The organism is Psychrobacter sp. H25, assembly GCF_059076335.1.
In genome coordinates, this window is sequence record NZ_JCACRV010000001.1 from 1,240,530 (window position 1) to 1,254,405 (window position 13,876).

Sequence of the window (13,876 nt, forward strand, 5' to 3'; positions counted from 1 at the left end):
TAGCACCTCTAGGAAGGGTAACACCGTAGCAGTTTAGTAATTCGATGACTATACTCCAAACCTCTCACTTATTGATCTAAATACCTTATGCCAATTAAACATGAAGATAGCCACCCTGACCCAACCCACGCTACAGCATCAGAGAGCGAACGAGCAGATCGTAGCTTCGATACTATTGCTGATCATTTTGAAAAAAAGGTCTATGGTGGGCTAAAAGGTGAGATTCGACTGGCGGTACTGCGCCGTGATATTTTTGAATATAGCGCGCAAGTGAGTGAAGCGCTTGGGCGACCTTTACGTATCTTAGATGTGGGTGCAGGGCTTGCACAGGTTGCGATAGAGCTCGCCACCCAAGGTCATAGCGTAGTCATCAATGACATATCAGCGAATATGCTCGAAAAAGCAAAAGCGAGTGCAGGTCAGATTGAGCAAAAATTAGACATCACTTGGTATGTCTGTCCCTATCAAGCGCTTGAGGAAAAGCTGGATAAGAGTGAGGCAGGGAAGTTTGATTTGATCATGTGTCATGCGCTACTGGAGTGGCTCGCAGAGCCAGCAGCGGTCATGGACTTTTTTGATCAGTATTTGACCGATAATGGCGCGTTATCTTTGTGCTTTTATAACCCAGCCAGCTTTGATTATCGTAACCTGATTATGGGGAATTTTAATTTACTTGATAATAATGACTATAAGGCAGACAACAAAAAAAGCCTAACACCCAACCATCCGGTTGCCAAAGAAGAGGTTGAGCAGTGGTTAGAGGCTCATCAATATCAAACCGTGCGCAGCAGTGGTCTGCGAGTATTTCATGATTATGCCCCGCTCAAACGCGGTGGGCATAACGACCCAGATGCAGTGATACGAATGGAGCTACGTTACTCACAGCTAGAGCCGTACAAGTGGCTTGGACGATATTTACATATTTTGGCAGCAAAGCACGCTTAATTAGTGTCTGGTGATATCAATGAAAAAAGCTATTATTTCTTATAAATAATAGCTTTGATATTTGCTAGACACCTTCATCGACTCTTGATGACCTATCATATTCTGACCAAGTGGTCGCATTGATGTCTTTTTCATCAAATACGACCACATGCTCTAATAACGGCAAAATTCCAATATGTGAGCCAATCGCATGATTGTGGTGACTGGCAACCAAAGACAGGACAGTCTGCCCATCATCTAGTTGCAATCGGTACAAATAATTAGCACCGCGAAAGACGCGTCCCACCACCAAGGCTGTCTGCGTACTGTCATCATCATGAATAATGTCATCAGGACGTACCAGCACTTTGATCGGCGTGCCGTTTGGATAGTCATACTCACAGTACTGTGGTTGGCCCGAGTCATCATAGACTTCCATACGGCGATAAATATTGCCCAGTGCTGTTTTTACATGCCCTTCTTTGATGATACCGTCTATCATCGCGCCTTCACCGACGAACTCCGCGACAAAAGGACTAACAGGCTCATGATACAACTCGCTTGGAGTCGCCCACTGTACCAGTCTGCCCTTATCCATGACCCCGACTTTGTCTGCTAAGGCAAATGCTTCGTTCTGATCATGAGTGACCAATATCGCTGTGGTATTGGTGCTTTTGAGAATATCGCGAACATTCATTGCCAGCGATTCACGTAATACCACATCTAGGTTAGAGAACGGCTCATCGAGTAGCAGTAATTTAGGTTTTGGTGCAAGCGCCCTTGCAAGAGCCACACGCTGCTGCTGCCCACCAGACAGCTCATTTGGACGTTTGTCCGCATGTTCAGTTAACTCAACTAAGCTCAGCATTTCTGCCACTCGAGCTTTTTTATCAGCAGCTGACCATTTATTGAGACCAAAGGCGATGTTTTTGGCCACGCTTAGATGACCGAAAAGCGCGTAATCCTGAAACACCATCCCCATGCCACGTTTGGCTGGTGCTACGGCAAATGAGTGACGAGTGGTTTTTTCGGTCAAGCGCTGGTTGTTTAAGTGAATGGTACCGCCGCGGCTTTGCTCTAGTCCTGCAATCGCTCGTAATGCTGTCGTCTTTCCGCAACCACTATAACCTAAAAAGCAGCCAATCTCTCCTTGCTCGAGCATCAACGACATGCCATTGACGACAATAGTATCATCGTAGCCGACGATTAGGTTTTGCACACTAAAATAAGGGTTGCCAGCGAGAGTTCTCTCATTGTCTTGGCGTACGCTATTGGTTTTTTCTAAAGGCTCGCTGGGCTGCCTCGGCAATATCCGAGCTTGGGTGAGTGGTGATTTTTTGGCAGGGATGATATCTGCCCCAGCCTTGACTGACTTAGGATCTGATGAGTCGTTGATTGAGTCAGTATACATAGACAATCCCAGTTCGCTATTGGTAAGTACAGTTTTAGGTAAACAGTAAAATAATAATATCAGTTACGCTAAGCGCTATCGAATATAGCAGTTTTTTAAGCAGCAGCAGTTAGCTTTGTTGTTATTAGCTATGTTTGTCACTTTGACGCAATAGTATCCAGACAGGCAGTAAACCAACCAACACAATCAATAGACTGGGTAGTGCTGCCCGTCCCCACATACCCTCGCTCGTCATTTCAAACACTCGCACTGCAAGCGTATCCCAGCCCTGACGCCTTGTCATTAATGTAATTGGCATCTCTTTCATCACTTCCACAAACCCCATCAGCAGTGCCGTGAGCACGCCGGGGCTAAGCACAGGTAACATCACATGACGCCAGCGCTGATAGGCACTATCGCTGAGTAGCTTTGCCGCCGCCTCTTGGTTGACAGTTAGTCGCTGCAGCTGCCTATCTACTGGCTGAAAGCTCACCGTCATGAAACGTGTCGATAATGCCAATAGCATCACGATGACACTACCAGACAGCACTTGCTGCGAGGTAATACCAAAGGCAATCATTTGATTATCAAGCCATGCAATAGGAATAAATATACCTACCGCCAACACCGTACCAGGTACCACATAACCTAAATTGGCTAAGGTGGTCATAAGCTTGGTCGACTTGTCAGAATACTGCCGTTTGATCCACGCAATAATAATCGCTAAAAAGGCAATAAAAAGCGTGGTCATACTAGCAATCATGAGGCTATTGGTAACAAAATCAATATAGCGCGCATCAAAATCTTGGCGAAAGTTCAATGCTGTCCAATAAATCAGCTGTAAAACTGGCACCAAAAACGCCACCAAAAATACAACTGTGCATAGCAGCGTCATACCTATTTTGGCAGGCTTGCTAGCATCAAAGCGTTGATTACTGCCTTGCGTCAGTGAGCTACCACGCTTGGCCTGCCAATACTGCTCAAACAATACCACGATAAAGATCACACCGATGAGCAACGCGGCCAGCTGCGCCGCCGTAGTCAAACTAAAAAAGCCAAACCACGCCTTATAAATCGCTGTGGTAAAGGTGTCGACATTGAATACTGACACCGCCCCAAAATCTGCCAAGGTCTCCATACTTGCCAGCAACAATCCGCCAATGATCCACGGTAATGCCTGCGGCAACGCCAACCGAAAAAACACTCGGCTCCGGCTCAAGCCCAGCATCTGCCCTGCTTCAATCGCTCGTCTGCCTTGAGACAAAAACGCCTGACGGGCTAACAAATAAACGTAAGGATAGAACGCCAGCGACAAGACTAAACCTGCACCCCATACGTTACGTACTGACGGAATTGCGGTGCTGATACCAAAATCACGTAACCCTGTCTGGAGCGGCCCACTAAAATCAACAATACCGATAGTAACAAATGCCAATACGTAGGCAGGTATCGCTAGCGGCAACATCAATGCCCACGAAAAAAATCGTTGACCAGGAAAGCGGTACATACTGGTCACCCAAGCAAGAGCCGTACCGATAGTGCCTGAGATTACCGTCACCATAAGCAATAAAATTGCAGTATTTTTGAGCACTTGAGGCAGTACATAGTCTGCCATATGCGCCCAAATATCTGCAACTGGCTGAGTCCACGATAACAGCACGATCAAAATTGGCACCAGCATAAACAACGAAATCAGCCCTAAGACTGATTTCGATATAATACGTTTACGAAGGGCGTGGTCTTGGCTGATAGCCTGCTCGTCATCGACACTGTCATGGACGGTATCGTTCTGAGTAAGGGACGTATCTGGCGTTGTGATCATATTCTCATTACCATGTCATACTCATCGAGACCTTATAAACTAATACCAAACTCAAAATTATCATTACTTTGATAACTTACTCTTCATGACTTGTCTATAAAACTATTCGTCAAGACATATATTTTTGAGCTTGGTATATCGTTTATTGGCAGTCTCTTATTTATAGCCCGCTTTGTCCATCATTTGGATAGCTTGGGTTTGTAGCTCACCGAATTTCTGTACGTTGATATCGTCTTTCTTGAACTCACCCCACGATCTGAGCATTTCTGACTCATCAACCCCTTCTTTGACTGGGAATTCTTTGTCTGAGCTGGCGTACAGACCTTGTGCCTCATCAGATGACAACCACTCTATAAGCTTAAGCGTGCCATCTGGATTGTCCGAGCCTGCAACCACACCAGCGCCTGAGATGTTTACGTGTGTACCAGTGGTGTCTTGGTTTGCCCAGAATATCTTGACAGGGAAGTTTGGTTGTTCGTCCAATAGACGACCATAATAGTAACTATTGGCAATACCGACTTCACACTGACCAGCAGCAATCGCTTCTAACATGCTGGTATCATCACTGAATACGTCAGTCGCTAGATTATCGACCCAACCACGAATGACGGCTTCGGTCTTCTCTTCGCCCAAATGCTCCATCATACTGGCAACAAGCGATTGGTTATAGACTTTTTTAGAGGTGCGTAAGCATAATTTGCCTTTCCATTTAGGATCGGCCAAATCGGCGTAAGTAGATAATTGGTCAGCGGTAACTTTGCTTGGATCATAGAAGATCGTACGTGCACGTAGCGACAAACCTGTCCACTGACCTTTTGGATCACGATACTTTGCAGGGACATTTGCTTCTAGCACAGACGACGCTACTGGTTGTAGCAACCCTTGCTCTGCCGCCTGCCATAGGTTACCCGCATCTACGGTCAATAGCATGTCAGCTGGGGTATTTTGACCTTCCGCTTTTAGACGCGCCATGAGTGGGCCTGTTTGGTCTGTGACCAATTCAACCTTCACCCCTGTCTGCTCGGTATAACGATCTAGTAGTGGTTTGATGAGCTGTTCGTTACGTGAAGAATAAATAGTAATCGTTTGGCCATCTGCGCTAGTAGCACCATCATCGTTAGCTACTTGTTGTTCAGTACCAGCTGCTGGCGCTTCTACTTCTGCGCTCTCTTCTGTAGTAGATGAATTGCTACAGCCTGCTAATCCCAACATCATGCCAAATACGGCCGCAGGTAGAACAAGCTTCGTAGACATAAGATTAGCGCTGATGGTATTCAATGACATGGTTTTCCCCATAATAGTGCTATAAAAAAGGTACAACAAATGGTAAGAAAAAATGGCTATAAAACCCTTAAACATCAGGAATCACAAGACCATAATATGTGAGAACAACATACTAATGGAAATGATAGTAGTTATCAATACATTTATTGAACTCAGAAATACACCCATTATTTACCTTAAGTGCTATTTATGGATACCAATTACAGATACCAAGAATTTTCGTCGGAGACTCGTTTTCAGAAGTTTTAGAGACGTGATATTAGATTAGAGCAGCCACTGTCCCAATATAGCATTGACCGCAGCTTCTGTACGCAATATGCGGGGACCTATATGTACAGGCATACAACCTTGCGCTGTGAGTAACGCAATCTCATAGTCAATCCAGCCGCCCTCAGCACCGATGAATACTATGCTTGGTAGTCCTAGAGATGAGTTATTCTGTAGCCATTCAGAAAATGACTGCTCTCCATAAGGGTGCGCGACGATCGCCTGATTCGTCATCAGACGTGGTAAGGTATCTTCGACGAACGGCTTAAAGCGCTTTTGTAACGTAATCCTAGGTGCAATCGTATCAACCCCTTGCTGTAGTCCTTCTAATACAAACTCATCGAGGCGCTCAAGCATCGGACTTTGCCAATAGCTTTTTTGTGTGCGGTAGCTATTAATCAGAACAATATTACGTACACCAAGCGCCGTCATATCAATGATCAGACGCCGTAGCACTTTAGGACGTGGCAAGGCCAAAACAACTGTCACATCTGGTTTGGCAGGCGGTATAGCGTCGAGCTGAACATTGCACAGTTGAATACGGTCAGGTGCAATACTCTCAATAGTAGCTGTACCCAAATGACCACCGAGCTGTCCGATTTTTAGCGTGTCACCGACTTTTGCACCCAATACTTTATTAACATGATTGACTTGTGCCATAGCATCAATTTTTGCTTTGTCTGTCGAGAAGTTCTCGGCAGGTAACAGTATACAGTTCATAGCATCTCTTGGTTTAGCTTCTTAATAACTGGTGCTCTAATGGCTAGTTCTTTGATCGTTAGTTTTATGAATAGCCAGCTCTTATACAGCCTGTTCTCGAGTAGAGTATTGCTCGATGACATCTTCGATCATCGCAAATTGACGGAGCAATACTGCTTGCTGCTGCGCGGTTATTTTCTCACCAACCTGTCCTACCGCTGCTGCTAATGACAGGTCGCTTAACCAGCGCTCTAACTGTTGATAAATAAGTGCGGTGTCATCCGTACTGCCAGTATTACCAGTATTACCAGTAGCGTGGTTGTGAGAGGGTTTGTTATTGCTATTTAATATCTGTTGATTTGGAGTGCGTTGTGCCGTTTCGGATGACTCATTCATTACAACTGAACGATAACACTCGTTGTTTGGTTGATATAAAGCGCCTACCTCTGCCAGCTTATCGACCACACTTTGGCAAGACTGGGTATAGCGCCCCATGATGACAGGCGTTGCCACGCTAGCCGGCTCAACTGGATTGTGACCGCCTATATCTACCAGTGACCCTCCCACTAGTGCAACAGTTGCCAGCGTGTACCACGTCATCATCTCACCCATACTGTCTGCCAGATAAACTTGCGTGTCTGCACCAATCGGCTCATCGTTACTGCGACGAGCCATAGTGAGCCCAGTCTTTTGAATCAGTTCTGCGACCGCATCAAAGCGTTCAGGATGTCTAGGAACGATAATCAACAAGCTCTCAGCCAGTGCTGATTGTGACAATAGCTGTTGATGCAAGGATAGTGCCGCCGCCTCTTCGCCCTCATGCGTACTCGCTGCGACCCACACTGGTCTACCGACTGTGGCAAACTCTTTTGCCAGCTGATTTTTTTGATATTCTATATGTGCATATGTCTCTCTTTTATCAGCATTCTGACCATCAATATTAATAGTATTACTATTGGCTTTGGGTGTGTTGATTACCCACTTTAGTGACCCTGCCACGCGAATTTGGGCGCTATCAGCCCCCAATTGTCTGAAACGTTTCGCAGAATCGCTGTCTTGTGCAATGATGAGAGCAAGGTTTTTCATCATGCTGGTGCTGACCGCCGCAATTTTTTGATAGCTTTTGAAAGAAGAAGACGATAGACGACCATTGACTAAGACGCTAGGTATCTGGTGCTGAGCCAGCTTGGTCAAGATATTGGCCCACAGCTCGGTCTCTACAAATAGCGCAGCGATAGGCTGCACATGAGCCAAAAACGTCTCAATCACAGCAGGACTATCGACAGGCACATAGCTGTGACTCATGCGACCTTGGGTAATCTCGTCTACAAAACGACTGGCACCGCGAGCAAACCCTGTCTGTGTGGTATTGGTCAGCCATATCTGATAACCATTCGCCATTAGCATATCTAACAAAGGCGCAACGGTATTGGTTTCTCCAAGCGAGACCGCATGGCACCAAATAACGCCTTTATGATCTTCATCGATAGCTATTGGGGGCGATGGGTATTGCTTCCCAAAACGTTGAGCCACTTCTTGCTGGTAGTTGTCGCGTTTATGAGAGCGACGCCACACTTGCAAGCGGTACAGTGGCTTTAACAAACTGATCAGGAATTGATAATAAAACGGCGTCTGGTACACCACCTTTTCAGTCAATGGCTGACTGTCTACTAGCATAGTGTCCGCCGGGTTCGAAGCGTTGTCAGATGAGGAATGTGATGATGGCATTGAGCAGCCTAAATTAGTAATGGATCAAACAATAGGAGGGTAAATGTGAAAACGCGCCAATTTTACCTGAAATCAGCGCGTAACAATAAGCTTTTAAACGGTTACTGAAAAACAGTTACTAAAAAAAGAGCACTAAAAACAGCTACTAGACAATAATCAAAATCAATAATGCGATTAGGATCACGGCGCCAAATAATAACTGATAACGTTTAGTACTGTGCTGCTCTTGTTTTTGGGTTGTGATCAATGCTTGCGCTTGCTCCCATTGGCGTACTAGATTGGCAGCTTCCATATGCCCGTTGTCTGAGGCTTGCTCCAACCAGTATTTACCATTAGTCATATCTTGAGGGACACCTACTCCTTGGTAGTACAGTTTGCTGAGTAAGCGCTGTGCACGGCTATCGTTTTTGCTAGCGGCTTGCTTCACCCAATCCACAGCCGCTTTTTTATCGCTTTCATTATCTGCCGTCAGTCCTTCGCCCAACAACTGATACATCGCCAAACGCAGCATAGCAGCCGTATTGCCAGTCTCGGCCGCTACTTGCAGGGTTTGCAGCGCTTTATTCTTTGCTTCGATATGATCATCTGAAAAGACAATTTGGCTGCGAGGTTTGTCCTGCTTGGCAATATGCTGCTCAAACTGATCGAGCACTTTGCACGCTTTTTGGTATTCAGCCACACCTACTGTTTGTGGTACCTCAATCTCATCCAACTCTACGAGCAATTGTGTAAACATCTCTGGGGTTGGCGAAGTTTTTGCTGATGCTATAGATTTGGTGACTGGCGATGTCACTTCAGTCACTTCACTCAGCTCAGGTCGCACGTGATTCTCTACTGGTAACGGTGCAGCGCTCATCGATGCCTCAGAGGTCCTAGCGATAGCAGAAGCTGTCTCTGTGTCGGCTATTACTCTATCAGGTTGAGTCACCGGATGACTGACAGGTGCCTTTTTTAACTGCTCATGGAGATTGGCTGCTGCACTTGTTTCAGCATGTGCATTTGGCGTTATCGGTGATTGTACGCTTTGGGTCGCATCGGGCGTTGCTACTTCACTCGTATGATAGCTTAATGGATCAGAGAGATCTGGCAGTCTTGTCTTAACTGCTTGGTACAACCCGCTAGCAATCTGCCCACCTTGTACTGCATCAAACGGACGATCAATATGACCAAACAAACGCAGTCCTATCGGCTCCAGTGCAAAAAATAAAGGCCTAGCATCAGTAGCCGCATTACTATCATTATAGCCAACCGCCATGTGCTGATAAAAGTCATCAGTGATGAGTGGCAACTCAGAATAGTGCTTACGTAGCTCAAATTGACCATACCAATGGGGCCTGCTTTGCCACTGCTGCGCCAATACCCGTCCTGCATAAAATGCCAAAAACACCAAAAAATTACGGTAGTACTCATCGACTAATAACGTCGACTCATCCCATATGCCGCTCTTAACCATATCACGGCGTACCTGAGACAATAACGTATCGATACGTTGCAAACTCTCAAGTGACTCATCCAGCACACAAGCATGTAGCTCTGCCTCGTATGCGATACCGCCTGCGACAGGGCGTCCAGCCAAAAAATCCTGCCAGTAGCCTGCTGCCATATAATCCAGCGGCGTTAAGGGCGATGCAGACGATACAGACATAGACAGGCGAGTCCTTTTAGTAGATTAACTGATCGTAGAGACGAGACAGCTAGCGTGATCACACGATTAAAAATCTGAATAGCTTACCTTAACCCAAAAACCAAAGCGCTACAATAACGGACTGAATAAGCGTACGACATTATCAAACAAGCGCTTTGAGCCGTGGCGCTGCTGCCACTCTTCACTATTCAAGATACGACAGTTTTGCAAGTAGACCTCTTGGCAGTCAGCCACTTGGGCCACCATCTCTGGTGTATAAATCGCCAGACTGACTTCCATATTCAAATAAAAGCTGCGCATATCAATATTGACCGTGCCAAATAGACAATAATCGTCATCGATAACCACGGTCTTGGCATGTAATAAACCGCCTCGAAACAATGCAATGGTCACGCCAGCATCGAGTAGCTCTTGGTAATAGGCCTGTGACGCATGCTGTACAAGGAAAGAATCAACCTTCTCAGGAACGATAAGCGTCACCTCTACCCCGCGTTTAGCCGCTATCGTCAATGCACCTGATAGGGATTCATCAGGTACAAAATATGGCGTGGTGATGCGAATGCGTTTGTTGGCACGATGGACGACTGTGACCAACGTATTATAAATCACGTGAGCGGTCAGCTGCGGGGCTGAAGGTATTAACTGCGCCAATACCTTATCGACAACAGGCATCTTTGGTATCACAATGGAGGTAGCGCCAATCTGTGGTTGCTCATGCTCATCAATAGTATCGTCCAGCACCTTCACTCGACTATTCAAGTCATTGATGGTTGGGTCCATCACGTACAGCTTACGCGTATAGTTATTGACTCGCTGATGCAGCTGGGCAAGATTATCGTTATTTTCGGCGCCGATATCTGTCACGATAACCTTGGCCATCGCTGTATTAATACTGATAGCCTGTTGACTGGTGGTTCGTATCGCCACATCAATCCACTGTCCAACGTTTTTATTTTGTTTAAAAAACCGTGGATCAACCAAATTAAAGCTGCCGATATAACCAATATGTTCATCAATGACGACCATTTTGCGATGATTACGCAAATCAGAGCGCTTAAACAATGTCTTGAACAGCCCTACTGGCAATGACTGATGAACAAAAACACCCGCCTTTTCTAAGCGGCGATGCTCACTGCTGTTGATAAAGCTAAAACTACCCACACTATCGGCCAATATATGACATTCCACCCCGCGCTGCGCCGCTACAGATAGCGCCTCTATTACCTCTAATACTTGTCCTTTTGGATATACAATATAAAACTCCATAAAGACAAGGCGCTTTGCTGCATGGATATCCTCTATCAAGCGCTGGAAAATCAAAGCAGGATCTGTCAATAACTGCATCTGATGATTGGGGTATATTCCAAGCCCTGTCCAGCGCGTTCCAATTTGACTGACGCCGCGGTATTTGATTGGCAATAGCTCCTGACCTTTATCGAACACCAAATGCGCGCGGCGTGCCATATCATTCATCACGATACTTGCTTGATCCACACGCTCACGATAGCGTCGCCCGATCATCGGCTCGCCCAGTAATATGTATGCAATCAGACCGAATACAGGCACCGTATAAAGCATGGCAATCCAAGCAATGGATACCCCAATGTTACGCTGTACTGACACCACGCGTAACGTCATGACGATCATAAGCACAATGTGCAATATCAGACCCAGACCTGCAAAGTCGCCCAACGACCAGTTGGTGAAGGTCTGTCCAATAGTAAAAGTATTTATGCTGACCTCCATCAATGATGCTCAAAAACAAAGTAACCGTAGTATAGTAGCTTTTCATTATCAAACAACAGCTAACGATAATTAATGGGTTATGAAAAATGCCAATAAATATCGGCCTTATGCTGTTGTTTTTAATAATATTAAAAAATTATTATGAATTATTTCATAAAATAGTCAAAATAACGTTTGACAGCCATGTGTAAATCTATATAATACACACCCACAGCAGCAGAGCTTAGTGACAAACTTAGAGCTCAGTTGATGTTGAATAAATTGCATTGCAATTGTTCGAAGGGTGATTAGCTCAGTTGGTAGAGCGTCTGCCTTACACGCAGAATGTCGGCGGTTCGAATCCGTCATCACCCACCACTTCTTAGCAAGTGGGCTCCTTAAATAAGAGCAAGAAGCTAAGACGACCTAAGCAGCGGTAGTTCAGTTGGTTAGAATACCGGCCTGTCACGCCGGGGGTCGCGGGTTCGAGTCCCGTCCGCTGCGCCATATTTAAAACGAATTTAGACCGTTAGGTTTAAGCAAGTTTCGCCTCAAACATTAGATTGTTTGGGGTTTTTTTGTGTCTATAAAATAATTTATTATTATTATAGCTTTCATATTTTATGCCTTCCCGTTAGGAGCAACTTACTACTGATTGTCATATATGATATAAAACAATCAACAGACGCTTTATCTTGAAGAATGAGCGACTTCTTTAGCTTAACGTGGCAAAATGATGATTTGATCACAGCTGATAAAACCTCCCAAACTTTAATCGCTATAACAAGCATAATGTTGATTAATGCAATAACAGCAGTCTTATTAGCAAATGCAACAGATTCGTTAGGTATAGCACTACCAACAAATATAGCTATATTGTTTAGCAACATAGTCTTTATTGACATTATAATGATAAATACAGCGCATACTGGTAGATTCAATTGATAATAGTACTCAAAGGACAGCTATGTTCTGGATATATATATTACTCTTGTTAATGGTTCTAGTTGGTATTTATACTATTTCTGCACTGATTTTCGATTTTTATATACTGATCAATGGTAGAAGAATTTGGGCTGAGATATTAGAAGTTAATACTGTTGAAAAATCAGTCTCAGGGCTAGAAAATTACAGTTTATTTGATTTGAGGATAAAGTATTCTTATACCATAAATAGTAAAGAGTATACTTCTACTAGTATCAACGCTTTTTTTGACTTTACTAGAGAAAATAAAACAGATATTTTAGAAAATATAAAAATTACTGACAACCATATAGAAATCTATGTATTAAAATCATTTCCACAAATTTCTATGACAAGCCCTCTCAAAGTAAACAAGAAAATCTTAGCTATTGCTATAACTATAGGTATCATCCTTCCAAGCATTTTGAGTTATCTTCTCATAGAGAATCAAACTATTTTTGATATATTATTAAGTGTTCTCAATTAGACTAACGTTAATGCCTGAAGAGTTGTATTTTATTGGAAACGATAGTCATAGATGCATAAGAGAGCTCTCTGTCGGAGAAATTTTCAATGCATAATGATCTGATTTATGAAGCTTATATTGGATTTTTGCTAAAGTCTCTATTGTGGGTAGGAATCATATTTTTATTAATTGTTGCATTAATTATTATTATAGATACGATATTCGTTTTATTTGCTTCACGCCACAAAGCTATGGTTATTAGAGCTGATATCGCACCTTTAGGAAGAGAAAATAGATTGGGTAATCCTCATGTCATACTCATCTTTTATGAATTTGACTATAAAGGCAAAACTTATAAGTGTACTAATCTAAATTCATTTAAGAATAATTATAGAAAAAATTTAATCTAGATTATAGCGACTCAAATTATGTACGAGATATTTCTTCTGTATAGTATGTTTTTATCTTCTTTACTAATTACAGTTTTTATAGCAGGGTGTTTCTTGATAGATGCCCTTATTTGTCTATTTGGAGAAAAAATTAATTGTAAAGTTGTTTCATATAATATCTCACCTTTTGGCGAAAAGTTTTATCTAGGACAATGGCACTCTATCAGTGTTACCTATGAATACGAGGTATCAGAAGAAAATTATAAGAACAGCTTACTTAACTCTACAAATTCTGTAATGAGGCTAAGTTATGAAAGTGCCAATGCAAGATTACTAAAATGTATGGATAAAAGTAAGATTTATGTTATTAGGTCGTTTCCTAATATATCGATGATAATGCCTTTTAGTCAGGATCTTAGATATTATCTAGGATTGATATTTAGTGTCTCATGCCTATTATTTTCAGGTTTAAAAATTTTGTAGATGACATAAAAATTATTAAAACATGATTGGTTTAGCCTTTCACGTCGAAAATCTCAAGTAGTAACTCTGTTCGCTACACCATTTCTTGTAA

At 43.6% G+C, this 13,876-nt stretch carries 9 protein-coding genes and 2 tRNA genes; 4 read left to right on the forward strand and 7 right to left on the reverse strand.

Annotation, left to right across the window (positions count from 1 at the left end; translation table 11 throughout):
- Positions 1-87: 87 nt before the first annotated feature.
- Positions 88-945: a methyltransferase domain-containing protein gene (locus tag AC5JPO_RS04810; protein ID WP_493853420.1), complete on the forward strand. Its 858-nt coding sequence runs from the start codon at positions 88-90 to the stop codon at positions 943-945.
- Positions 946-1,009: 64 nt separating this feature from the next.
- Here the strand turns inward: AC5JPO_RS04810 and AC5JPO_RS04815 are convergent, their stop codons facing one another.
- The 7 genes from AC5JPO_RS04815 to AC5JPO_RS04845 form a co-directional block, all read right to left on the reverse strand.
- On the reverse strand, positions 1,010-2,335 hold the full coding sequence (locus AC5JPO_RS04815; protein WP_493853421.1) for an ABC transporter ATP-binding protein: 1,326 nt from the start codon (positions 2,333-2,335) through the stop codon (positions 1,010-1,012).
- A gap of 124 nt (positions 2,336-2,459) precedes the next feature.
- Positions 2,460-4,136 (reverse strand): ABC transporter permease, encoded by a 1,677-nt coding sequence (locus tag AC5JPO_RS04820; protein ID WP_493853422.1) that lies wholly within the window; start codon positions 4,134-4,136, stop codon positions 2,460-2,462.
- A 156-nt stretch (positions 4,137-4,292) separates the two neighbouring features.
- Positions 4,293-5,420, reverse strand: a complete 1,128-nt coding sequence (locus AC5JPO_RS04825) for an extracellular solute-binding protein (RefSeq protein ID WP_443524665.1) — start codon at positions 5,418-5,420, stop codon at positions 4,293-4,295.
- Between the two features lie 264 nt (positions 5,421-5,684).
- Positions 5,685-6,407 (reverse strand): 16S rRNA (uracil(1498)-N(3))-methyltransferase, encoded by a 723-nt coding sequence (locus AC5JPO_RS04830; RefSeq protein ID WP_493853423.1) that lies wholly within the window; start codon positions 6,405-6,407, stop codon positions 5,685-5,687.
- 81 nt (positions 6,408-6,488) lie between these two features.
- Complete coding sequence (locus AC5JPO_RS04835) at positions 6,489-8,114, reverse strand: 3-deoxy-D-manno-octulosonic acid transferase (protein ID WP_493853424.1); 1,626 nt, start codon at positions 8,112-8,114, stop codon at positions 6,489-6,491.
- Positions 8,115-8,259: 145 nt separating this feature from the next.
- Complete coding sequence (locus tag AC5JPO_RS04840) at positions 8,260-9,759, reverse strand: tetratricopeptide repeat protein (protein WP_493853425.1); 1,500 nt, start codon at positions 9,757-9,759, stop codon at positions 8,260-8,262.
- Between the two features lie 108 nt (positions 9,760-9,867).
- The gene (locus AC5JPO_RS04845; protein ID WP_493853426.1) at positions 9,868-11,505 is read right to left on the reverse strand and encodes a cardiolipin synthase; all 1,638 of its coding nucleotides are present in this window, start codon (positions 11,503-11,505) and stop codon (positions 9,868-9,870) included.
- Positions 11,506-11,786: 281 nt separating this feature from the next.
- Between AC5JPO_RS04845 and AC5JPO_RS04850 the strand changes: the two genes are divergently transcribed.
- The 3 genes from AC5JPO_RS04850 (at position 11,787) to AC5JPO_RS04860 (ending at position 12,934) form a co-directional block, all read left to right on the forward strand.
- A tRNA-Val gene (locus AC5JPO_RS04850) sits at positions 11,787-11,862 on the forward strand.
- Positions 11,863-11,914: 52 nt separating this feature from the next.
- Positions 11,915-11,991 (forward strand) — tRNA-Asp (locus tag AC5JPO_RS04855).
- 460 nt (positions 11,992-12,451) lie between these two features.
- Positions 12,452-12,934, forward strand: coding sequence for a hypothetical protein (locus AC5JPO_RS04860; protein WP_443524673.1), 483 nt, complete (start codon positions 12,452-12,454; stop codon positions 12,932-12,934).
- Positions 12,935-13,876 lie beyond the last annotated feature (942 nt).

What these genes read in the sequence shown, in the direction of transcription:
- AC5JPO_RS04860 (WP_443524673.1), top strand. Translation starts at nt 12,452, where the DNA reads ATGTTCTGGATATATATATTACTCTTGTTAATGGTTCTAGTTGGTATT.
- AC5JPO_RS04810 (WP_493853420.1), top strand. Translation starts at nt 88, where the DNA reads ATGCCAATTAAACATGAAGATAGCCACCCTGACCCAACCCACGCTACA.
- AC5JPO_RS04820 (WP_493853422.1), bottom strand. Translation starts at nt 4,136, where the DNA reads ATGATCACAACGCCAGATACGTCCCTTACTCAGAACGATACCGTCCAT.
- AC5JPO_RS04825 (WP_443524665.1), bottom strand. Translation starts at nt 5,420, where the DNA reads ATGTCATTGAATACCATCAGCGCTAATCTTATGTCTACGAAGCTTGTT.
- AC5JPO_RS04815 (WP_493853421.1), bottom strand. Translation starts at nt 2,335, where the DNA reads ATGTATACTGACTCAATCAACGACTCATCAGATCCTAAGTCAGTCAAG.
- AC5JPO_RS04840 (WP_493853425.1), bottom strand. Translation starts at nt 9,759, where the DNA reads ATGTCTGTATCGTCTGCATCGCCCTTAACGCCGCTGGATTATATGGCA.
- AC5JPO_RS04845 (WP_493853426.1), bottom strand. Translation starts at nt 11,505, where the DNA reads ATGGAGGTCAGCATAAATACTTTTACTATTGGACAGACCTTCACCAAC.
- AC5JPO_RS04830 (WP_493853423.1), bottom strand. Translation starts at nt 6,407, where the DNA reads ATGAACTGTATACTGTTACCTGCCGAGAACTTCTCGACAGACAAAGCA.
- AC5JPO_RS04835 (WP_493853424.1), bottom strand. Translation starts at nt 8,114, where the DNA reads ATGCCATCATCACATTCCTCATCTGACAACGCTTCGAACCCGGCGGAC.